General features: G+C 42.0%; 14 protein-coding genes. 12 read left to right on the top strand and 2 right to left on the bottom strand.

Features of this window, described 5'->3' with window-relative positions; translation table 11 throughout:
• Positions 1–67: 67 nt before the first annotated feature.
• Positions 68–1,696 (bottom strand): sulfatase, encoded by a 1,629-nt coding sequence (locus tag GFB48_RS06525; protein ID WP_163932880.1) that lies wholly within the window; start codon positions 1,694–1,696, stop codon positions 68–70.
• 338 nt (positions 1,697–2,034) lie between these two features.
• On the opposite strand from GFB48_RS06525, the gene GFB48_RS06530 reads away from it, so the two are divergent.
• The 7 genes from GFB48_RS06530 (at position 2,035) to GFB48_RS06560 (ending at position 16,911) form a co-directional block, all read left to right on the top strand.
• Positions 2,035–4,986 (top strand): polysaccharide lyase family 8 super-sandwich domain-containing protein, encoded by a 2,952-nt coding sequence (locus GFB48_RS06530; protein ID WP_163932882.1) that lies wholly within the window; start codon positions 2,035–2,037, stop codon positions 4,984–4,986.
• Positions 4,987–5,193: 207 nt separating this feature from the next.
• Positions 5,194–7,917, top strand: coding sequence for a TonB-dependent receptor (locus GFB48_RS06535; protein ID WP_163932885.1), 2,724 nt, complete (start codon positions 5,194–5,196; stop codon positions 7,915–7,917).
• A 95-nt stretch (positions 7,918–8,012) separates the two neighbouring features.
• A complete protein-coding gene (locus GFB48_RS06540) occupies positions 8,013–10,868 on the top strand; it encodes a hypothetical protein (RefSeq protein WP_163932890.1) in 2,856 nt (951 codons plus the stop codon).
• A 297-nt stretch (positions 10,869–11,165) separates the two neighbouring features.
• A complete protein-coding gene (locus GFB48_RS06545) occupies positions 11,166–13,871 on the top strand; it encodes a TonB-dependent receptor (protein WP_163932893.1) in 2,706 nt (901 codons plus the stop codon).
• Between the two features lie 273 nt (positions 13,872–14,144).
• Entirely contained in the window at positions 14,145–15,035 is an 891-nt protein-coding gene (locus tag GFB48_RS06550) for a DMT family transporter (RefSeq protein WP_163932896.1), read from the top strand.
• Positions 15,036–15,224: 189 nt separating this feature from the next.
• Positions 15,225–16,484: a methyl-accepting chemotaxis protein gene (locus GFB48_RS06555; RefSeq protein ID WP_163932898.1), complete on the top strand. Its 1,260-nt coding sequence runs from the start codon at positions 15,225–15,227 to the stop codon at positions 16,482–16,484.
• 97 nt (positions 16,485–16,581) lie between these two features.
• Positions 16,582–16,911 carry a hypothetical protein gene (locus GFB48_RS06560; RefSeq protein WP_163932900.1) on the top strand — a complete coding sequence of 110 codons (330 nt, stop codon included), beginning with the start codon at positions 16,582–16,584 and terminating at the stop codon, positions 16,909–16,911.
• 36 nt (positions 16,912–16,947) lie between these two features.
• On the opposite strand, the gene GFB48_RS06565 is transcribed toward GFB48_RS06560, so the two are convergent.
• Positions 16,948–17,466: a DUF2062 domain-containing protein gene (locus GFB48_RS06565; protein WP_163932903.1), complete on the bottom strand. Its 519-nt coding sequence runs from the start codon at positions 17,464–17,466 to the stop codon at positions 16,948–16,950.
• A gap of 40 nt (positions 17,467–17,506) precedes the next feature.
• Between GFB48_RS06565 and GFB48_RS06570 the strand changes: the two genes are divergently transcribed.
• The 5 genes from GFB48_RS06570 (at position 17,507) to glmM (ending at position 24,300) form a co-directional block, all read left to right on the top strand.
• Positions 17,507–19,738, top strand: coding sequence for a DNA internalization-related competence protein ComEC/Rec2 (locus tag GFB48_RS06570; RefSeq protein ID WP_163932906.1), 2,232 nt, complete (start codon positions 17,507–17,509; stop codon positions 19,736–19,738).
• 36 nt (positions 19,739–19,774) lie between these two features.
• On the top strand, positions 19,775–21,586 hold the full coding sequence (gene msbA / locus GFB48_RS06575; RefSeq protein ID WP_163932909.1) for a lipid A export permease/ATP-binding protein MsbA: 1,812 nt from the start codon (positions 19,775–19,777) through the stop codon (positions 21,584–21,586).
• A gap of 13 nt (positions 21,587–21,599) precedes the next feature.
• The gene (gene lpxK, locus GFB48_RS06580) at positions 21,600–22,598 is read left to right on the top strand and encodes a tetraacyldisaccharide 4'-kinase (RefSeq protein WP_163932912.1); all 999 of its coding nucleotides are present in this window, start codon (positions 21,600–21,602) and stop codon (positions 22,596–22,598) included.
• Positions 22,588–22,758 (top strand): Trm112 family protein, encoded by a 171-nt coding sequence (locus GFB48_RS06585; RefSeq protein WP_163932914.1) that lies wholly within the window; start codon positions 22,588–22,590, stop codon positions 22,756–22,758. The genes lpxK and GFB48_RS06585 overlap by 11 nt, the downstream gene beginning before the upstream one ends.
• 177 nt (positions 22,759–22,935) lie before the next feature.
• The gene (gene glmM / locus GFB48_RS06590) at positions 22,936–24,300 is read left to right on the top strand and encodes a phosphoglucosamine mutase (RefSeq protein WP_163932917.1); all 1,365 of its coding nucleotides are present in this window, start codon (positions 22,936–22,938) and stop codon (positions 24,298–24,300) included.
• Positions 24,301–24,415: the final 115 nt, after the last annotated feature.

Consider the following 24,415-nt stretch of genomic DNA (forward strand, 5'->3'; position numbering starts at 1 on the left):
TTATAAGTTGTTATTATTTCGTTTTATTTCAAAAAAAGCAGCCAAAACAGGCTGCTTTTGCTGTTAATTAACGGCCAACAATTTTGTCCTGTGCGGGTACTTGGTAGTCAACACGCAATTGCTGCAGTCTTTGCTTTAATTGCTGTTGTAATTGTTGGTAGTTTTCGTGACCATATAGGTTATTAAGCTCACTTGGATCGTTTTGCAGATCATACATTTCCCAAAAACCGCCATCGGCTTGGAAATGAATCAGTTTGTAGCGCTCGGTACGAATACCGTAGTGTGGCATCACAGCATGGGGCACTGGGTATTCAAAGTATTGGTAATATAGCCCGGTACGCCAATCATCTTTTTCACCCTGGGGCAGTTGCGGTTTAATTGCGCCGCTTAGTAGAGGCTTGATAGACACACCTTGAATCGCTTCCGGTACTTGATAGCCCGCCAAGTCAATAAAGGTAGGAGCAAAATCAATATTTTGTACTAGTCGCTTATTCACTTGGCCGCCTTTAACAAGGGCTGGGTAGCGGATGATAAGCGGAGTACTCATTGATTCTTCATACATGAATCGCTTATCAAACCAACCATGTTCGCCTAGGTAAAAACCTTGATCAGAGGTGTAAACCACAATGGTATTATCCGCTAAACCATTGTCATCAAGGTATTTAAGTACGCGACCGATGTTATCATCAACACTCTTTACCGTGGCTAAGTAGTCATGCAGATAGCGGTTAAATTTCCAAATCGCTAGAGCTTTTTCATCATGCTTGATGGCATGGTACTGTTTAGGCAGATCTTTATAGTATTCGTTCCAAACGGCCTTTTGCTCATCAGTCATGCGGTTATACATGGCCAAGTAACGTTTTTTAACCTTGTCATAATCAATCAAGGTTGGATCAAGTCGGTAACCCCCTGTGGTGGTTTCGGCTTCATAGTCACTCGGGTCGAGTTTCATGTCCCAACCTAAGTACATGCCTGCAATTTGCATATCTTGGTTGGCAGCTGCTTTGCGGCCCATGTAATCGTCAAAGAAGGTTTCAGGTAATGGGTACTCTTTTGGCATGCCTCCTGCGGCTAATAAGTCGGTGTCCGGCATCCAATTACGGTGTGGGGCTTTTTGATGATAAAGCATCGCAAAAGGTTTATTTTTATCTCGGTTTTTAAGGGCATCAAGCACAAAATCAGTGGTTAAGTTGGTGACGTATTCACCATGGTGGGTTTTAATGCCCTTCGCCGATTTAAACTGTGGGCTGTAGTATTCACCTTGGCCTAATAGAATTTGCCAGTTATCGAACCCTTTAGGTTCACTGCCTAAATGCCATTTACCAAAAATGCTGGTTTCATAGCCAGCTTTTTGCAGAATCTCAGGGAAAGTCTGTTGGCTGCTATCAAACTTTCGACCATGCTTGTTATCAATAAAACCATTAATATGGCTGTGCTTACCTGTCATCATGGCGGCGCGTGAAGGACCACAGATAGAGTTACTGACAAAGGCGTTATCAAAACGCATACCTTCATTTGCCAGTCGATCAATATTAGGAGTGTGAATAAGTTCAGAGCCATAACTGCTAATAGCTCTTTGTGCATGGTCGTCAGTCATAATAAAAAGGATATTGGGTTTTTGCTCAGCACTGATTGCGTAATTATTCAAATTTGCGAGAACAACCCCTGCGGCTAATATTTTTGTTATTTTAAGCATGACTATTTCCTGCTTGATTGTTGCTAATGGGACTATGAAACATAAAGTACAGTTTGGTTCAGCAATTAGCCCTATGAATGGTGTTTATTGGTTAATAAACCATTTGCTAATTATTAAGCTTAAGTAATTACCCGATATCTTATTTGATTATCAGAGTTTAATAATCATAGTGTTTATCTTTTCTAACATAATTTTATTAACAGAGTAAACTGCTAAAAAGTAAAGCTTTATATATGAGATACAGGTTTGGTAAATAAGTGTAAAGTTGAGTAAAGAAGCTAGACCGGCGGAAATTTGACAAGCATATAATTAAGTATATTTCCCTTGAGGCTTTTTTTATGAAGTACCCACTTGGTTACCAACTTCTTGCCTGTGCAATGTCCATTGGTGTTTACTCTGATGGCGTGAGAGCCAATGTTGACTTTACTCCTAGTTATTCTTTCCTTGGTCAAATGCAGAGTCAGCAAACACAATTTAAAGCGACGCCCTTATTAGCCGGCTATTTCGATATAGAAGTCGGCGCTCAGAAAGGTCAAGTTGTCTATGGCCGAATTAACCTTGATGATAATCGTCATTACCTAAGTCAAAATAATGGCAACTTGTATCAATTATCATTAGCCACAAAAAATGCTGGCTTAGAGCTGATTAATGTCATTGATGATAAGGGGCGCCTGTTTGGAGAGTTAAGAGTCGTTGATGAAAATAAATTCGCTAACCAAGATAAAATAAATGTTGAAGTTGAGCTTTATAAACAAGGGAAAAAGCTTTATAGCACCAATATTGAGATTAATGTCGTTGCGCAAACGGCATGGACTTTATTCTCCAGAAAGTTTGATGATTATATTGATTACCACGCAAGATTGAATGCTCGTTATAAGCCTAAAAATGAAAAAAAATTAGCTCAAGTTATTAAGCAAATAGTGAATAATCAGGGGAAGCTTGATTTTCCATTTTATAACCAAACGCATCAACAGCAGTTGGCCAGCGGTAAAAAGAGTATGGGTAATCAATTAGCTAAAGCCAGTGAAACTATTGCTGGATTAGCTTATGCCTATAGCCATAACCCAGATTATCAAAACCCATTAAAAGCTAAGCAACTGCGGGAAATCATTTACAGCGCCGCGGTCACTTACCTAGACCATTTCCCCAGCCGAAATTTCAACAAGACTAAGCTAATAGGTCATGGTGATATTAGTCATCAATGGCGCTTTAGTGATCCATTGTTAGGGGCAATGAGCGTCATTCATGAAGACTTTTTTGCGGATATTGACCAAGGTGAAGTGTTAGCCTTGAAGCTGCATCAATCCTTATTAGAGTTCATGCAAGAGGTAAACTTTACACTACCACTGGGTTATCTGGATCCACAATACAAACGCTATTATATGCCACAGTCGAAGATGCTGAGTTACAGTAACGGTGCCTGGTCAGATGCCAATCGTCACCATAGACAAAGGTCTTGGATGGCGCAAACCTTATTAAGCCGTGACTACAACAGGCCATTAACCTATTTGCCATATTGGTATGAGGGCTACCAAACTTGGGGTGAGAATAATACCCAAGTATTACCCAAATGGCGTCCTAACGGCAGTTTTTTTGATATGAAAACTTGGCTCGATAGTAACACTCAATTATCTCATCGTTATGGTCAATCAGGGTTGTTACCTGATGGCAGTATCTCTCACCATATTGGTCTTAGACAAGATATGGCACATGTTGCCTATGGTTTTGAATGGATAGGTAATGGCATCACCAAGGCGGCGCAATTACTGGCGGACACCCCCTTCGCTGTTGAAGCTAAAGCCTTAGAAGAGCAGCGTAGCTTTCTTTTGTTCACTTATCCTAAGATTATGTATAAAGGTGGGTTAGACTTTCAAACAGCTGGACGAAGTCATTATTCTAAAAATTTAAATAATTTTGCTGCAGAGGTTTTTGTTCCAACGATAGCTAAAAACCTTTCCTTAAATAGTCATCGAGAACTCGCCTATACCCAAGAGTTAAAAGCCTTAAAGTCTCAGCTTGAGCAGGGCAAAGAAAGCTTTTATGGCAGTTATGCCATGTGGGCTAATGACTTCTTAATTCACCGTAACTTAGTTGACGAGTCACCGTTTTATATGTCGGTGAAGATGCAGTCAGATCGTACTAAAGGCGCTGAAGGGTTTGCTAAAACCAGTCAATATGGCTTTCATAATGGTTCGGGGGTGTTGCAAGTTAAGACCCATGGCAATGAGTACAATGAAAGTCGTTTTGCCATGGATTGGCATGCTTTGCCAGGCATCACCGAAGAATGGCGAACAGATCCAATCCCCCTTTCTTCGAAATACAAAAAATATAATCCTAATGCTTATGCTGGAACGTTAGTTGGTGATAATGCGGCCATGGCAGCATTCCACTATGACAGAGAGGACCCTTATGCGAGTGCTCGAGCTGACAAGGCATGGTTATTCAATAAAAATTATGTTTGGTCGTTGGGGAAAGGGATTAACCGTACCAAGCAAGGTCAAGGTCAACCTATTGTAACCACAGTCGATCAAGCTTTGTGGGTTTCTGATATTAATTACTTTCAGGATCAGCAGTACCATACCATAAAACATGGTCAGAGCGTGCAAAACATCATCAGTACTGACTCTCCCCTTTGGTTACACCAAGGTAATGTCGGCTATATTATTTTTCCCCAGGAGCAGTTAAATCTATTTTTAACCACTGCTAACAAGATTAATCGTTCCGATCGCAGCAACCACAAGGCCATGCCGGTATTTCATCTTGCTATTGATCATTCTATTAATCCGCGGGATGCCAAATATCATTATGTCACCATCGCTAATGCGACCGCAGAGCAAATGCCTGAGATTTATGAGCAATTAAGAAACATTGAAATTGTTAATCAACAACAAATTCAAGCTCATTACCAAAAAGACAAATTATTACAGGTCGTATTCCACGGCCCAGGTCAGGTGCAGTTCAAAGATGGCACCAGCATTAGTAGCGATCAAAGTGCATTAGTGCAACTCAAGAAAAGTAAAGGTGACTGGCAGTTATCGGTGGCAGATCCGCTACATTCCAAAGCATTAGAAAAAATTACTATCAACACCACAGTTAAATTGCAGCCGGGAAGCTATACCTACTCGACTCAAGGAGTTGATAACAAGGAATTACTTAATCAGTTGGTAAAGGTTGAGCTTAAGCAAGGTCTTTCAAATATCGAAGTAAATTTACCTTCGCAATTAGACCAAAGCAATTACAACCATAGGGTAGACTTTTATACAGGTATGCCTGCCACAGTGAATTTTTAAGTAAATTTGTTTCAGATGTTGAATAGTTTGGGGAAAAAGCTTTTGAGGATTATTTCGCTGGTTAATCTGGATAAAGGGTAGTAATCGAACTTTTCTATTAGCGTGCTGTTACACCATGGTCCATTGGCTTATGTTAGATGTTTTTATCTCAGTTGTTCATTGTCATACGGATCTAATTAAAAAAAGACTAACAATTAGGGTTAACATATGAAATTAAGAATGACCGCCGTCGCTGTTATGGGAGTTTTAGCAAGTAATGCATCCTTGGCAGCAGAACAAGCTAACAATGAACAAGTTGAACGAATTGAAGTCACTGGTACTCGCGGCAGTTTGATCAAATCAAAAGATTTAAAGCGAGATTCAGACAGTATTGTGGATGCGATTGTTGCCAGCGAAATTGGTGAGTTTCCAGATCATAATATTGCTGATTCCTTACAACGTTTGACCGGTATTCAAATTGACCGTGAACGTGGCACTGCTGCAAGGGTGAGTATCCGTGGTTTGCCCAGCAAATTTACCAAAGTACTTTATAACGGCCATAGTATTTCATCGATTGCGGTGGGTGATGTGCCACTGCGTGAATTCTCATTCAATTCATTGCCTTCAGATTTTGCCTCTTCGATCGTGGTAAACAAGTCAAGCACGGCGGATCTCCCAGAGGGGGGGTTAGCAGGTACGGTAGATCTAAGAACTCACCGAGCTTTTGATTCCGACAAAGCTATCTATTTATTGTCAGGGAAAGGAGTCTACGATCAAAAATCAGAAGACTATTCACCTGAAGTCACTGGTCTTTGGTCTGATACTTTTGCAGATGGTTTTTTTGGTGTCACTCTGGGGGTTAACTATGTAGAGCAAAACCAAGGCGTACAGCGAACTCGAACAGGTGGTCCAGGACTTAGAAAAGAGGGGAGTGATGATGTCGATTATAACCAAGATGGAGATACAGCCGATTCTATAGCTTTGGTGAAACCGATCCGTTATGAAGACTTCCCGATTAATCGTGAGCGCACATCAGGCATTGCCAATATAGAGTTTAGACCTAATGATGATTTCCGTGTTTTCGGCGAATTGTTTTACAGTAAATTAGATGTAAAAGCGAACCGTCATTCATTGATAGTTGACACTCGTAAGTACCCATATGTTGATGGCTCAGCCCCTGAGCTTACCGAGTATATGGTGGAAGATGAGAGTTATCAGTATGTTGATGCTGCGTACTTACAACAGGTTAAAGCATCGACTCAAACCCAAGGTCAGCTCCGTAATGGTGATATGCTGGTAGGGGTTCTAGAGGCACAATACACAGTTAATGACTGGACGATAGCGCCCTCAGCAAGCTTTACTAAATCATCCACTTCTTTAACCAAATGGAACATCAACAGTAGCAGTCATATTACTGATGCTCCTGCTTATGAGATTGCCGCTACGGCAGATGAAGCATCAAGGGTGCTGTTTGATGATCCTAGTGAATTAACCAATATTGATAATTTTGACTGGTCAAAAGCGCCAATGTCAGATTTCTACAGAGACGTCAATAACAGCACCATGAATCTTCGTCTTAATGTTGATAAGGCGCTGGATTGGCAGCTAGATGAAGGTGGGGTAACTTTCACCAATATTGCATTTGGTGTTAATTACTCGGAAGACAAAGTGAAATCGGATGGCGCTGAATTAGAATTTTCTAATCAAAATCCTTTCGATATCTTAGGGATATCTAAAGAAGAGTATTTTGTTGAGGTTGAACACGATACCGCTGGTGCTTTTCTGGCTCCTGATACTCTGAAAGTTCTTGAAGATTTTTCTCCAGAAGCGTTAAAAGCTGCGGGTAAATTTACCTATGATGAAGCAAGCCAAATAGATTTAGAAGAAGACAGTTGGTCAGCCTTTACGCGAGTAGACTTTTATACTGGAGAGGGGGACTTTAGTGGCAACCTAGGGGTTCGCTATGTACAAACCAATGAGCGAGTTGCAGGCTACACAGGTAATCCTAATGCCGGTTTTACAATGGTTGATGGCACTCTAGAGTTCAATCAGCCACCCGCTCAGGTGCAAAGGGATAGAACCTATAAAGAATGGTTACCAAGCCTTAACTTTAGATACGATGTAGCCGATAACCACAGCCTCCGTTTGGCGGCCAATAAAACCTTAACCCGTGCTGATTATGATGCCCTGAGTATCTATATTAATGCCAGAGAAGGGGTAGATGAAAATCGTTTAAATTATTCAGATCCTAATATTCAACCGTGGTTAGCTAACAATGTTGATTTAGCCTATGAATGGTATTTTGATGAAGAGGGAATGTTCAGTACAACTCTATTTTATAAAGACATTAAGTCTTTAAATGGCAGAGTCGAGCGCAATGAGCAATTCCCAGTAACGGCACCAGTTGTTAATGAAGAGACTGGAGCGCCAAGCCTTGATGGCAGCGGCCAACCAATTTTAGCGACTAATTTAGAAGACTTTTATGTTACTGGTATTAGTAACGTCAGAGGTGCTGAACTAAAAGGTGCAGAGGTTGCCTTGCAAATGCCGTTAAGCTTTTTACCGAGTTTTCTGAGTGATTTGGGTCTTAATACTAACTATACCTATATTGATAACTCTGCGCCTGAACGTGTTGTGGCTGCTTCAAAGCATAACTATAACGCCATGCTTTATTACTCTATTCCAGGCTTTAACGCTAAGGTGTCGTATACCTATCGTGACAAATTCTTAAGGGAGCTAGCAGACGGAGAGGTTCCTGAGGTGATGAATGCACCAAGGGGTAACCTATCCGCGAGTATTAGTTACAAGCCTCTGAAATTCCTAACTATACGTCTTAATGGTAGTAACTTAACAGGTGAGGCTGATTCACGTTATTTCAATGGGATTAATTGGAACAATCAATTCATTGATTACGGACGTCGATTCACACTGGGGGTTAAAGTGAAGTTTTAAGTTGACCGCAGCCCTTTAATAGCGGCTGTTAACACTAAGACTTACCAACCAATGTGAAATATGAACAGTTACAGAATGAAAAATTAGGGATAGTTATGAAAAAAATTATGACATTAACAGCACTTTCTTGTGCTTTATCAGGATGCTGGATAGAACCAGAGCAGATCGATTTAGAAAATAATGAATTACCTGTAGTCAATCAATTGCAAAACCTCAGTGTTGATGAGGGCAGTTCACTGACCATTAGCAGAATTGAAGCTATGGTGACAGAGGGGGCGGATTTTGCCATGTATGATATTGATGGTGAAATTACTAAATGGCAGGTGAACTTCGGCGAGCAAACCGTGAGCAGTAATAATGATTCACTGACTTTAACCCCAGCTGAATTGGGTTATGTTAATGCGACCTCCAGTAATAGCGCCAGTTTAACGGTGTTCGATAATAATGGTGGTGAAGCTAGCATCGATTTTGAAATCACCATTAATCAAGTGGATCCAAGTTTGTCTGTAGACAATCAACAGGTTGAAGCCGCACAAGAAGTCACGTTAAGCGCCCAAGTTAGCGATTTTGATAAAGCCGCAGGACAATTAACTTATACATGGACCGCGGTGGGTGATACCGCTTCTTTAGTCACATTGGAAGCGACCGATCAAGCAAATTTAGTTTTTACTGCGCCCAATTTAGATGTGGCCAGTAGTTTAGAATTTAGCTTAGATGTCACTGACGGCAACGAATCGTTATCGACCACGGTTACGGTTGACGTGGCTAAACGAAATCAGGCGCCAGTGTTAACCCCATCGACTTCTGAGCTCACAGAAGTTGGGATTAATACTAATGTTGCTTTAGGTGAAACCTTTCAATTAAGCGTCACCGCAAGCGATGAAGAAAATGATAATTTGAGTTATTCTTGGGAACAAATTGCAGGGCCTGAAGGCGTGTTTACTGCAGCAGGAACGGATAGCGATGTATTATCTTTGACGCTGCCTGCTAGTGTCACGGAAAATCAGCTGTTCACTTATCAAGTTAAGGTTAATGATGGTCTTAATGAAGTGACTCAAAATTTTGAGGTAAAACTTTCTAGCGGGGTGGCGGTCACGATTACCGCAGCTGAGCAGTTTAATATTGCGGTCAACCAAGAGTATCAGATCAGCCCTAATTATAGTGATACTGATGCAAATACCCAGTATTTATGGACTCTGCCGGCTGGGTTTACGGCTAAAGATGACAACCTAACTTCTGCCAGTATTACCGTGATAGCGGATAGCAGCGTGGCGGAAAGTTTACAAACCGTTTCCGTTGAAGCGGGTCCAGTAGGAGGGGTTAAAGCCTCTAAATCAATGTCTGTTGGTGTGGGTAAACCGGCCGCAATAGGAAGCTATGGTACCTATGATGGCTCTGCGGTGTTATTGGCTGATGGTTCCGTGGTGGCGTGGGGTTGGAGCATGACTGAGCCCTTGCACATTGACGTCAGCAAAGGTGCTTCACCGGTCAAACAAATCGTTTCTAACTGGAGTGGTCAAGCAGCCTTACACGCAGATGGTAGCGTCACCAGCTGGGGCAGTAGTGACTATCTAGATGTTGATGGCAACGATACAGCAGCAGCGATTACTAATGCTAAAAAACTGGTTACTAGCTCTCAAGCACTCGCGTTTGTTGCCATTTTAGAAAATGGCGATGCTAAAATTTGGGGTAAACCGGCGAGCTATGCTGTTGCTGATGATCCAACGTCCGCACAGGCGGATAATGGCGGTGCATTAGCCAATGCCCTTGACACTATTGACGGCTCAGCTAGCCCGGTGATTGATGCCGTGGGTACCAAAGATGGTACGGCAATTTTACATGCGGATGGAACGGTTACCTTCCGTGGTTGGCTAGCACCAAGTCCTGCTATTACTAATGCTAAAGCTTTGTTTTCAAGTGTTGGAACCTTTGGTAGCGCTAGTCGTGATTTCGCTGCTATTTTAAATGATGATGGTATTCAGGTATGGGGTAAAACCCAAACAGCGGTAGTACCTGCGGGGTTATCTGTTGCGGATGTTTACTTTTCAGGCATTGAGGGTGTGGCTATCGAGACCGATGGCAGTGTTACACCTATCAGTACGTTATTTACCGGTAAAAATGTTTCCGCCACAGCACCACTTGATAGCGGCTATATTCATGCCAGTGGTACCAATAAGGCCATTACTTTATTAAAAACCGATGGCTCGGTTGTTGCTTACGGTGACTTTAAAAATGGCGCTAAATCAGCTTTTTATGACTCAACTGTCGCACCACTAACGAATGTCCTTAATATGTTTAGTTCTGCTGAGGAGGGGGGTAAGTTCTCGGCCGCTTTAACTCAAGATGGAAAAATTTATACTTGGGGCCAAAGTGGTGGCACTAACCATGATATGGATGCAGAGCGAGTTGGGCCATATAACCATATGTTCTTTATGCAAAATACCTATGTGGCCTTAAAAACGGATGGCAGTGTTGAAGTGCTCGGCCTGAAAGCCGGTTTTGGTGAAGTGGTGCCAGAAGCTGTGCAGGCGCAGTTAGCGGATGTAACAGACCCTGCAGTAGAGATCGCGGCTAAGGGTAAAAATACTTTAGTTCAATTTGCCAGTGGTAAAGTCGCGGCCTGGGGTGATGGAACGGGTTATCTGCCATTAGCGGATACAGCCAGTGCAATGATTAACTCGAAATACCCAGTATTTTTTGATAATGCAGATACCGATGGCGATGGTATCAGTAATGGCGAGGAGCGTGCGAGTTGTGTGGTGCCTTATGCGATTTCTGGTGGTTTACCCTGTTTGTCTGCCGGCAATGCAGATACTGATGGTGATGGGTTAAGTGATAAGGTAGAGCAAGATGGGTCAACTTCACCATTACACCCATATTCCGAACTATTTAAACAAGGCGATAGCTTTAGTTACCCAACGACACCAGTGGTCAGGGATAATTTGAAGTAGTGTTCCCTTAGAGTAAATTAAAACGCCCTAAAGTCATTTAGGGCGTTTTTTTTAGTGATTTCTCCCGCCTATAAACGGCTATTAATATTGAAAAAGCCAGTAACAGGAGCGAATCATTAAGAATGGACTTCATTGAAAACTTAAAAAGAGCCATAGCTCCAATGTAAGGTTTTGTAAATTTTGCTGAAATAATAATCTAAAGCGGTAGTTTTAAGTTGTTCTCGATGTTGATTATCTGGATGACATTGGCAGTAGAGCGCTTTTATTAAAACTATAAATCAAATAAAGGGTTAAAGCATGAAGCTTAATATTACTGCAGTAGCTGTCATGACTGCTTTAGCAAGTCAGCCCATACTTGCTGAAGCGTCTGAAACAGAGCAACCAGTTGAAACAATCGAAGTTACCGGTATTCGTGGTGGAGAAATCAAAGCGTTAGATTTAAAGCGAGAGGCAGATACCATTGTTGATGCTATCGCTGCTGGCGATATTGGTGATTTTCCAGACCATAATATCGCAGACTCATTAGCTCGAGTCACTGGGGTGCAAGTGACCACTAACGATCGTGGCGTGTCAAATACGGTGAGTATTCGTGGCTTACCAAGCTCATTCAGTAAAGTTCTTTATAATGGCCATGCTATCACTTCAATCTCAACGGGAGATGATCCAGCCCGAGATTTTGGTTTTAATTCCATGCCATCAGAGTTTGCTGCTTCTGTCGCAGTCGGTAAAACCTCCAGTGCAGATACTCCTGAAGGGGGGCTAGCTGGTACTGTCAATATCAGAACCCATCGCGCATTTGATAGTGAAAAAGCCGTGTATCTTGTCAGTGGTAATGCGGTATACGACCAAAATGCTGAAAAATATTCACCAGAAGGCACTTTACTTTGGTCTGATAAATTTAGCGATGATTTATTTGGTTTTACCCTAGGTGTGAACTATACCGAACAGAACCAAGGGGTAAAACGTTATCGTCAACTCAGTCCACGCAAATATGACGAAAAGAAAATGCTGTTAGATGCTAACGATAATGGTGAGGTATCTAAGGATGAATTCTTAGCAACGGCTACTCAGCTCAATTTTGAAGACTTTCCAATTAGCCGTAAGCGAACCTCTGCTCTTGGTAATTTTGAGGTCCGTCCCTCTGATGAATTTAAGCTCTTTGGTGAGGTGTTCTACACCAAAATGGATATCGAAGCATCTCGTTTTGGGGTGCAGGCAATAACCAACCGCAAACATGATCCCGCTGGCACTAATGTGATCAGTGAGCATAATGGTCTTTATTATGTGGATTACGGCACTATGGAAGATGGTCGCTTGCAGTCCCGAAACCAAGGCCAGATGCGAAAAGGCGACATGGTTGTGAGTCTATTAGAAGGTTTATATACAGGGGATAACTGGAGCCTGAAACCTTCGGTGAGTTACACCAAAGCTAATACCGAACTGACCAAGTGGCAAATAAACGGTTTCCAATTCCAAAAACAGGTGTTCGAGTACAATCACATGACCGGTGGCGATCCGGCTGGGTTTTATTTTAGTAGTCCAGAGCAGCAGACTTTAATGGCGTCAGAAGATGCGATGATGATCCGTTCAGTTAGTGGCGGTGATTTCTTCCGTCAAATTGATAACAGCTCACTGGATTTACGTTTAGATTATGACCTTAACCTTGATGCCGACATTGGCATTGTGATGCTCAACAATCTTAAGCTAGGACTGAATTATGCCATTGATAAGGTGGAAAATGACGCCGTAGAGTTGCGTGATAGTGGTAACGTCCTGCGTGATGCCCTGCGTGCCCAAGTAGAGCAGGGGGGGGATTACTTTGCTCTGGCTAACCACCCATCAATTGGTGATTTCTATGTACCAGATGTTTTGCAAATCATAAATACCAATGGCAAAGATTTCTTTACTAACTTGGTCCCAAGCAGTGTTGAAGGCGGAACTGAGCTTGGCCTAGAAGAAAAAACCACTTCCATTTATGCACGTATCGACTTCTCTGATGGTCAGGGTGACTTTAGCGGTAACTTTGGTATTCGTTATAGCCGTACCGAAGAAGCCACTAGTGGTTCTGTGCCTAATTTCAATTTACCAATCACTATTGATGTTGATGGTAATTATCAGTTACCGACAGCTGAACCAGTTACCCGTGAACGTACCTATGCTGAAGTCTTACCAAGCGTAAACCTACGTTATGATGTAACCGATGATATTACTTTACGTGCAGCCGCTGGGAGAACCTTAACTCGTAATGATTTTACCGATTTGCAAATTTTCAGTGAAATTAGCCAACCAGCAGAGGCGGATGGCGATGTCGCTCGTGTGACCTCTTCCAATATCGATATTCAACCTTGGCTAGCGGACAATTATGATCTGGCCTTTGAATGGTATCTGACTCGTGAGAGTGCTTTTACCACTAACTTTTTCTACAAAGACATTAAAGCACTTACAGAGCGTAACAAGTTAAGCTCTAAGGATTTTGCGGTTCTGGACTTAAATACTGATACCACCAGCACTGAAACCTTAGATTGGCGCACGGATATGAATGTTGATGGGGCGACCTTAAAAGGCATGGAAGTCGCTTACCGTGTCGCTTTTGATTTTTTACCCAGTTTCTTAAGTAATACCGGTATTAATACTAATTACACGTATTTGGATAATTCTGCACCAAATGCAATTATTGGTGCTTCCAAGCATAATTATAACTTTATGGTTTATTATTCTGATAGTGATCTTAATGCAAAATTATCATATACCTACCGTGATAAATACCTGCGTGGCTTAGCTAATGAAAACTCCGCCGAGTATGGGGCTGGGGAATACTCAGAAGCTAGGGGAATTTTAAATGCGAGTGTAAAGTACAAGTTGTTCTCTGGTATCTCGCTTAAATTCAGCGGTTCAAACCTAACTAACTCAAAAGATGCCCGTACCGAAGGCATATATGGTTGGAGTAAATACAACGTAGACTTTGGTCGTCGCTTTACCTTAGGGGTTCAAGCAAAGTTTTAATGTTAAGCAGAAATCTTATCGAGCGTCCTAGTTGAATTAGGGCGCTTTTTTTGTACTAAAAAACACCATTTTAGTTGTTTACTTTTACCTGATGCCAAGGCACAATCCGCGACACTTGAATTCGACACTTGAATTCGACACTTGAATTCGACACTTGAATTCGACACTTGAATTCGACACTTGAATTCGACACTTGAATTCGACACTTGAATTCGACACTTGAATTCGACACTTGAATTCGACGCCTTTCAACTTACAACTTTCGAAGTAGTCATGCCCGTAGCAATTTCATTTATTACTGTTTTACTTATTTGGTCAACGACTCCCTTAGGAATTGTATGGTCGAGTGTTTCAATTCATCCAACCTTAGCTGTTGGCTTGAGAATGGCTCTAGCATTATTGCTGGGTGGACTATTGCTGCCGTTATTTAGGATCCGCTTACCGTTGCATCAACAAGCCTGGAGTTTATATTTCTTTAGTGCCTTGGGTATTGTTGGTGGCATGATGTTTGCCTACAGTGCAGCGACGATGGTAAGCAGTGGAATTATGTCGTTAGTGTTCGGCTTTGCGCCATTGCTGGCAGGGGTTATGTCCTGGGTTATTTTGGGGCAAAACCCGTTTACACCAATGAAAGCGGGCGGGCTTTTAATTTGCATCTTAGGATTGGCGGTAGTGTGTTTTAGTGAAGTACAGGCGGGCAGTCAGATAGGGCTTGGGTTAGTGTTGCTGTTCGGCGGCGTGTTTATGTTTAGCTTGAGCTCGGTGCTGGTGAAAAAGGTCTCTATGGCTATCCACCCCTTAGCCAATACAGTGGGAGCACTATTGCTTTCTACGCCTTGTTTCTTCTTGTTTGCTTATTTACAGGGAGCGCCATTTGAGCCTCAACTATGGCAGCCGCAATCATTATTTGCGGTGATTTATTTAGCTGTTTTTGGTTCATTGCTGGGGTTTGTTGCTTATTTCCATGCCTTGCAAAAATTACAGCCGACTACCGTCGCTCTAGTAAATATTATTACCCCAGTATTTTCTATGGCTCTAGGGACCATGCTTAATGATGAGGTGCTGCAACAGCAAACTTTAGTTGGAGCCGTAATCATTTTATCAGGGTTAAGTTTGTATTTATTCAGTCGTTCATCAAAATCGCTTCAGCATCAGTCTAAGTAATTGAAAAAATATAAAGTCTTATTGTGTGTTATTTGCACGCTTAATCTTTGCTTGTGTTGCAGTTGTTTATCTTTAGGATTAAAGTTTCCAGATTAGAGAGCATACCGTGGCTCTACCTAAAGGTAACTAATGAAAGGGTTACCATATACTATTAAGCACCAATCTTTGTCATTGGTATAAGGAAATATTATGCGCGAAGTCCCCTTGAGAGCCATTGATAAGCTATTACTCAAAGGCAGTATTAATGATATGTTCAAAGGTTTATTTTGCTTGATATCAATAGCATTAATAGCTGCTATGGTGCTTCAAATTTACTTTTATCAGCAACATTTAAGCGCATTATTAACGGCACCCCAATTACAACAAATACAGAGCGAAGCTTGGAGTCATTTTACTGCGCTACTTTTGTGGTTGGCGCCTGTAGCGTTATTTTGTTATTGGCTTGCTACTTATCTTGGTGGCGGAATTTGGACCATTAATGAGGCGCTAAAACGATTTAGTGAAGGCAACCTTACAGTCCGTTTGAATTTTATTGGTAATCGCAATGAATTTGGAATTGTTGGCCAGCAACTTGATGAGGCCATGGATAAAATTAATCGTCTGGTGAATGAGGTGCAACATGGTTCTGGTGACATTCAATATCAAGCCAATAGTTTTAAATCGTCGATTGAGACCACAAATAAGCTACTAGAAAATCAATATTACTCACTTGACTCTGTCGCCAGTGCGGTCCATGAAATGGCTTCTGCAGCACAAACGATTGCTGAGTTTACCAAAGAGGGGGCGCAACAAGCCTCAACCAGTGAGTCAGTCACTGTCCAAACTCAAGAGCAATTACAACAAAGCATCTTAAGTATGCAAAGCCTACATCAAAATGCGGCTGCAAGTGTCGTTACTGTTGGCTCCTTAGAAGCTCAAACGAATCAAATTGAACAGATCACCGCAACGATTGGTGGCATTGCCGAACAAACAAATTTGTTGGCATTAAACGCCGCTATTGAGGCCGCCAGAGCTGGAGAGCAAGGGCGAGGTTTTGCAGTGGTAGCCGACGAAGTTCGAGCCTTAGCCAACAGAACCCAAGTTGCAACGGTTGAAATCGAAGACAAAATTAAAACCCTTGTGGTTCAGATCAAGCAAATCGCCGAGCAGTTGTTTGATACTCAGGAAAAGACTGAGCAGGGTAAACAACTCATGCAAATTCTCGCTCAAGCTATGTCAAGTTTGACCGAGGTAGCGAAGCGTACTCTAGATATCAATCACAACATAGCTTCTGCTGCTCAGCAACAAAGTGCAACGGTTGAAACGATTGCAAAGGATGTTGAAGGGATCCGTCTAACGGCACAGCAAATGCAAACTGGCAGTGGCCAACATTCCAATCAAGCCAACACATTTGCAAGTGCCTCAGATAAGTTAGTGACGAGTGTTAGTGACTATAAAGTCAGTCAATAAAACTTTTTAAGTTAATTAGACAATAAAATGTGATCTATTTATTGGGGTAGCTTCGTAGCAAAGGCGTATTTATTAACTTTTGCTAACGAGGTTTATCATGAATAAATGGATCACTCCTATCATCGCAGCAGTGTTTTTTAGCACTGCGGCTCAATCCCAAACTGACCCTATTCTAAATGAGGCAAACCTTACTCAAGTTTGTGTCGCGGCGATGAACAACGATAGCAATGCTTTTAACAAGTTATTGACTAAGATGTCGTCAGTGACAATGGGGATTAAGCGTAGTGATGTGGTTGATTATCTGACCAATGAAGACAACTTTCGCTGTAATCAATTTGGTTTGCAAGCATGGGTTGAACACCATCAAGCAGACCAAATTGCAGGTCTATTAGACATCAAATCAGATGGACATTATGTTAGTAGATAAATCCCATTAAAAGTAATAAAGCCCGCAAGGGCTTTATTACTTTTGTGAACTGTGGGCTCTTGCACGCCAATGCTTAATAACCATTCTTCGCCACAACATATCGATTGCAAAATAGCTTAATATCGAAAACACCACACCCAGAAACAAACACCCTATCAAAAAGGGAGCACCAATGGTATCAATCGATTGCACTATCCATTGCCAAGATATTTCGAATGCGAATTCCTGTTTTTCAACACCTAAAAGAGTGACCCCGACAAGGTAAGCACCATAAAACATGATTGGCATAGTTAATGGGTTCGTTATCCAAACCAGCGCCACACTTAAGGGTAAGTTAGCTGCAAACATAATCGCAAGAGCGGCAGCGACCACCATTTGAAAAGGAATAGGTAGCCAAGCTGTAAATAAGCCAATAGCAAACGCTGCACGGGCACTGCGACGATTGAGGTGCCATAAGTTGGCATTGAGTAAAACAGGACCAAACATCTTCAAGTACTTGTTATTTTGTAACTTGTTATGATCTGGCATGATCCTTTCAATGAATTTTTTTGGCATAGTACTAAATAGCGCCTTAACTTAAGAAATGAACCGGTTTATGTTTTGTTTCGTTTTAGGTTGTATCAGCGCACTGTATTGGCCTGGATTACTACAACCTTGGCAAATGGTAATTGCAGTGTTTATTGCTTTACTATTAATCTGTTGCCGTTTTTTTGGCACCGCTGCTATGGTTATTGCCTGTGTTTATTGGCAATGGGCTGCTTGGCAATTAATGCAGCCAATAAATACTGAAAAAATTACAGCAAGAATAATAGCACTTGCTCCGGCACTGGGCGATACTCAATCTGTAAAAATTGAGCTATCTAGCTCTCAATTTTCACTTTTTAATCAATACGCAATTTTGTATTGGCAACAACCTCCGCAGTTACGTGTCGGTGAAATTTGGCAACTAAAGATAAAGCCGAAATCGAATACCAGCCCATTGAACCTTTCCAACAATCATATTCAGCGGCAGCGATACGCCAATAACATCCGTCTAAGAGGCAGGATTATCGAGGGTAAATTACTCGACACAAATCAGTCATGGTTGGTGCAATTAAAATCTAATTTCACTAAGTATTATAGTCAATTAAGTTATAGCAATATCTCTAACGCATTATTATTTGGCGACTCAAGTCAAATTAATCCCCAGCAATGGCAACAGTTGCGGGCCACTGCCAGTGGCCATTTGTTTGCGATATCAGGTTTACACCTGTCATTAGTGGTGTTTATCTTTACCCGATGTTGTCAATGGTTAGTGAATCATTGCCGGCCTACCCCCGGCTTGGGTAATTTCTATATCAGTTTACTATTTGGGTTTGCTGTAGCCGCTATTTATGCTTACATCGCTGGACTGGGGTTGCCTCTGCAGCGGGCGTTAATCATGTTGGCGGTGGTGGTGTATTTAAGTGTCTCGCAAACATTTACCAGAGCGAAAACGCGTTTATTGATTGCTGCTTTTGTGGTGTTGCTGTTTGATCCCTTGGCCGCTTTATCAGTGGGCTTTTGGCTTTCTTTTGCAGCAGTTAGTGGTATTTTGATGCTCAATAGTATGGTTGCATTATCCACTCTGTCTTTTTGGCGGCAGTTATTGTTGTTACAGCTATGGCTAGGGCTGTGGATGGCAATTTGGCAATTAATACTGTTTGATGGACTGAGTGTACATGGTTTATGGCTAAACCTCATATTGGTGCCTTTGTTCTCTGTAGTCGTGATTCCGCTGCACTTGCTGGTGCTGATATCTCTGGCTATTTATCCTTCACTGGCAATGTTGCAGTTTAATGATGCTGTATTAGCACTGCCTATGGCTATGATTGAATGGGGGGCAGGGCTAAGTTGGTCATGGTTAAGCTTTACTCACGGCCAAATTCAATTGTTGGCATTAATGATATCGTTGGTCATCTCCCAGTTGTTGCGCGGCTATAGGCTACTACTGACAACACTTATTGTGATCAACGTTTATCTTGAGTTTAACCAGAGCAGTGATTGGCAGTTGCATTTTTTAGATGTCGGTCAGGGATCTGCTGCGGTTGTTGTTAAGCAAGGTAGAGGCATATTAATTGATACTGGGGCCAGTTACTTTAACGGCTTTAGTTATGCTAAACAGACAGTATTACCTATGCTAGAGTTATTAGCTGTTGACCAGCTCGATTACTTGTTGATCAGTCATGATGATAATGATCATGCTGGTGGAGTTGTCGAGATACTATCGGCTTATCCCAAGGTAAGCCTGATCTCTGATTCACCATTGATTCAGCATTGGCAACAACAAGCCAAGCATGCTATTGCCCCTTTAAATTGTCGACCCAAGAGTTGGCACTGGCAAGGGATGAAGTTGACGTTGTTAGCACCCCAAAGGGCACAACAGGGTAATAATGGCTCCTGCGTTTTAATGCTAGAGGACCATCAACACAAAATCTTGTTCAGTGGTGATATCGAGAAGAAAAGCGAGCGACAACTTCTTTTGAGTAATCATGTTGAGGAAGTGGATATCTTGTTAGCGCCACATCACGGCAGTTCAACTTCATCTAGTGTATTGTTGTTAAATCGTATTAAACCAAAGTTAACGGTCTTTAGCGCCGGCTTTGATAATCGTTTTCAGTTCCCCAAGCAATCCATACGGCAACGTTATGAGCGATTAGGTCTAGATTATATTGTTACCGGCGAGCAGGGACAGATTAGTATTTATTTTTACCATGATGGCTATGATTGGTTGAGTTTTCGGCAACATATGCAACCTTATTGGTATAATCAAGCTTTGGTGTTTGGTCAGGTGCCATATTTACAGTAGAATAAGCCCTGAAAAATAAAGTCTCCAAGGAAAATTATGAGCTCTTCGCAAAACATTGACACTTGGCCTGTTTTTAAACGATTAATGGGTTACGTTGCACCACTTAAAGGGGTGTTAATTGTTGCTATTATCGCGCTTATTATTTACGGCCTAGTTGATGCGTTATTTATTGCTTTTTTACAGCCATTTATTGATGAAGGTTTTAACGCTGGCAAATCAGCCTCAGGTATGGGAGCTGAAGTGTTATCAGCAGCAGGGTTAGAGCAATCTAATCGCCTAGATGTGTTAGCTATCGCCCCATTTGTGGTAATTGGCATGTTTATTATCAGAGGTTTAGCTAATTTCGTTTCAAGCTATTCTTTGGCACACCTAAGTAATAAAATTATTATGATCATGCGCCAGCAGGTCTTTGAGCATTATTTAAAATTACCCGTTGGATACATTGATAATCATTCAACCGGCTCGCTTATCTCTCATATTACCTACGATACGGAACAAATTGCCCGAGCTGCAGGGAATGCTCTGATCACTATTGTTCGTGATGGTATTTCTGTGATTGCTTATGTGGCTATTATGCTTTATTTATCATGGAAATTGACGTTGTCGATCGTAGTAATCGCTCCAATTATTGGTTTAATCATAGTGGTTGTCTCCCGCCGTTTTAGGAAAGTTTCTAAGCAAATTCAAAATGCTATGGGAGAAGTAACTTCCGCCACCGAACAAATGGTTTCTGGCCATAAAAATGTGCTTATGTTTGGTGGCCAGAAAGTTGAATCTGATCGCTTTTACCAGGTCAATGACAGAAACCGATCTCGCAACATGAAACTCGCACTTGCTCAGTCTATCAGTCAGCCACTGATCATGATTATTGGTTCATTAGCTTTAGCTGCGGTGCTTTATGCGGCGTCGATGGAAGGCCTAAAAGAAGAGCTAAGTGCAGGTACCTTTGCCTCTATGATTGCCGCCATGTTAGCTATGTTGCAACCAATTAAAAATTTAACTCGTGTTAATGCTGAATTTCAACGTGGTATTACCGCCTGTGCGACCGTGTTTGAATTACTAGACAGCGATGTTGAGAATGACAAAGGTAAGCACAAAGTTGAGCAGGTCAAAGGGAATATTGGTTTTAATCAGGTAAGTTTTAGTTATCCAGGGGCAGAAGGGTTAACCCTTAATGGCATTAATTTTGAAGCCAAGGCTGGGCAAACGATAGCCTTGGTAGGGCCTAGCGGCTCGGGTAAATCAACAATTACTCAGCTATTGACTCGTTTTTATGATGAATTGGCCTCTGGTCATATCGAGCTTGATGGGGTGGATATCAAAGATTTTGATTTGAAAAATCTGCGTAGCCATATTGCCTTAGTTTCACAACAGGTGACCTTATTTAATGGCAGTATTGCCGATAATATCGCTTATGCTTATCCAGGCAAGGTTACTCAAGCGCAAATCATTCAAGCGGCCACTGCTGCCCATGTGATGGAGTTTGTTGAAAATTTACCAGAGGGGCTAGATACTCAGATCGGTGAAAACGGAGTGCTTCTCTCAGGTGGTCAGCGTCAGCGTATTGCTATCGCCCGTGCAATCCTGCGGGATGCCCCAATTTTAATTCTAGATGAAGCAACTTCAGCATTAGATACCGAATCTGAAAGGGCTATTCAGGATGCGTTAAACACTTTACTGCAAAATAGAACGTCAATTGTCGTTGCTCATCGACTAAGTACTATTGAGAATGCCGATAATATTTTGGTTATAGAACAAGGTAAATTGACTGAGCAAGGCACCCATAATCAATTATTAGAACAAAATGGTCGCTATGCAAAGTTGTACCAAATGCAGTTTGGAGAGTAGTTAAGTGGCAGGGATGGACCAAATCTGGTATCAAAAAAAACACCACCCAATAAGTTACAGTCTTTACCCATTAAGCGCGTTGTTCGCCTTGCTTACTAAAGCGAGAAGGTGGCTTTATCGTAAACAATGGCTTAAGTCTCACCAGGTTGATATTCCTGTTGTAGTGGTAGGTAATATTAATGTTGGTGGCACGGGCAAAACCCCAACGGTGATAGCCTTAATTGAGCTACTCCGGAAACAAGGCTTTAATCCCGGAGTGATCAGTCGTGGTTATGGTGGTAACTATAAAGAAAAATATAAGTTGCTATCTAAGATGGATTCGCCAGAGCGAGTGGGTGATGAACCAGCGATGATTTATGCGAGCACTAAAGCGCCGGTGATAGTGTCCAAAAATCGTGTGTTAGCCGCTAAGGTGATGAGTGAAATTGGGGCGGACATCATTATTAGTGATGACGGTTTACAACATTATGCTTTAGCCCGCGATATTGAAATTATCGTAGTCGATGGCAAACGCCGTTTTGGTAATAAGCGAATCCTCCCAGCTGGGCCGTTAAGAGAGCCTATTGAGCGAGTGCGCATCGGTTTTGGCGCTCATCCCCCCATTGTGTTAGTAAATGGTGGCGAGCCTTTAATCGATAAAAATATTATGACCTTACTACCTCAGCCTCTTGTTGGTTTGAGTGAAACTGCCAGCTTGCCACAAGCAGGGGATGCAATTGCTGCTTTTGCCGGTATTGGTAACCCTAAAAGGTTTCATACTACCCTAGAGCAGCTGGGTTTTAAGGTTGAAGTTTTTCACGCTTTCAGTGATCATAAGTCCTATAAGACTGAAGACTTTAACAGTTTACTTGAGACGCAATTAAATATCGTGATGACCGAGAAAGATGCGATCAAATGCCGCAATATTCCTTCTATGAATAAAGCGAGCTATTTACCCGTCGTCGGCGGCTTTAATCAAAGCTTCAAAGACTCATTTACAAAACAGCTAAGGAAAATAACTGATGGCATTTAATAAGCAATTGCTCGATATTATCGCCTGCCCTGTGTGCAAGGGTAACTTGGAACTAGACGAGCAGCAGCAACAGTTAATTTGTAAGCACGATAAGCTGGCCTACAATATAGATGAAGGTATTCCAGTGTTAATCGAAGAAAAAGCTCACAAAATCGATTAATACCGTTTACATAAAAAGGCGGAATCCAATGCAGTTTGGATTCCGCCTTAGTTTTTTCATACATTCAGTTCCTTTATTGCGAAAGCCTTTTTATGCAGCCAGCTGCTAGTGATTAACCTTGACTCTGCAACAGGTGATATACTAAAAGCGATTTCATTGAAATAAGATTGTAACAATATGACACGTAAATATTTTGGCACCGATGGTGTGCGTGGCAAAGTTGGCCAATTCCCGATAACCCCTGATTTTGCTATGAAGCTAGCTTGGGCCGCGGGTAAAGTAATGGCAGCAAATGGTTCAAAAACCGTATTAATTGGTAAAGATACCCGCATCAGTGGCTATATGCTGGAATCCGCTATGGAAGCAGGCTTTGCCGCTGCAGGGGTGGATGTATTATTAGTCGGCCCGATGCCGACGCCAGCGGTAGCTTATTTAACCAGTACTTTTCGTGCCGATGCCGGGGTGGTGATCAGCGCCTCCCATAACCCTCATTTTGATAATGGAATTAAGTTCTTTTCCGGTACAGGTACCAAATTAAGTGATGCAGAAGAAGCGAAATTAGAAAAGTTGTTAAGCGCTGCAATTGAAAATAATGCCATGCAATGTGTTGGTCCAGAAGAGTTAGGTAGAGCGAAGCGGATTGATGATGCTACGGGGCGCTATATTGAGTTTTGTAAAGGTACCTTTAATCAGCAGCTATCGTTAAAAGGCATGCGCATAGTGGTAGATGCCGCTAATGGTGCAGCCTATCATATTGGCAAGCGTGTTTTTAAAGAACTCGGTGCCGAAGTGATCGCCATACATGATCAGCCAGATGGAATGAATATTAATTTCCGTTGCGGTGCAACACACTTAGATAGCCTCCAAAAAGAAGTTTTGGATAAACGGGCGGATCTCGGTATTGCCCTCGATGGAGATGCAGACCGTGTGATGATGGTCGATCATCTTGGTAATATTGTTGATGGCGATCAAATTCTTTATATTCTCGCCAAAGCAATGAAAGACAGAGGCCAACTAGGTGCGTCAGGGGTCGCTGGCACTTTAATGGCGAATCTTGGCTTAGAGTTAGCCTTAAAAGCATTAGATATCCCATTTGAACGCACTAAAGTTGGCGACCGTTATGTGGTTGAGGCGCTAAAGACTAATAATTGGGTATTAGGTGGGGAAGGCTCAGGTCATATACTATCGACTAATTATGCAAGCACCGGTGATGGTGTAGTGGCAGCCTTGCAAGTGCTAAAAGCAATGCTGCGAGCTCAAAAGAGCTTACATGATATGGTCGCAGGAATGACTAAGTATCCTCAAACATTAATTAATGTTCGATTTAACAGCAACGACCCCCGTGGTAATGCCGACGACATAGTCAATAGTGAGGCTGTGCAAGCTATTGTTGCAAAAGCGCAAGCTGATATGGGGCAAAGTGGCCGAGTGCTATTACGTAAATCCGGTACAGAGCCTTTGATCCGTGTCATGGTTGAGGCTCAATCGGATAGGGTCGCAATCGTTAATGCCAAAATGATTGCTGCGGTCGTACAGGGCTAGCCTTAGGCCCTAGCGAGACTTTTCAACGCGAGTTTACTAAGTTTATGTAAAACTAAAGCTTATGGTAGCTTACTCACTATGAAGCATTTTAGCCCCATTTCATGGGGCTTTTTAG

Origin of the sequence: Paraferrimonas sp. SM1919, assembly GCF_010993985.1 — a bacterium.
Lineage (GTDB): Bacteria > Pseudomonadota > Gammaproteobacteria > Enterobacterales > Shewanellaceae > SM1919.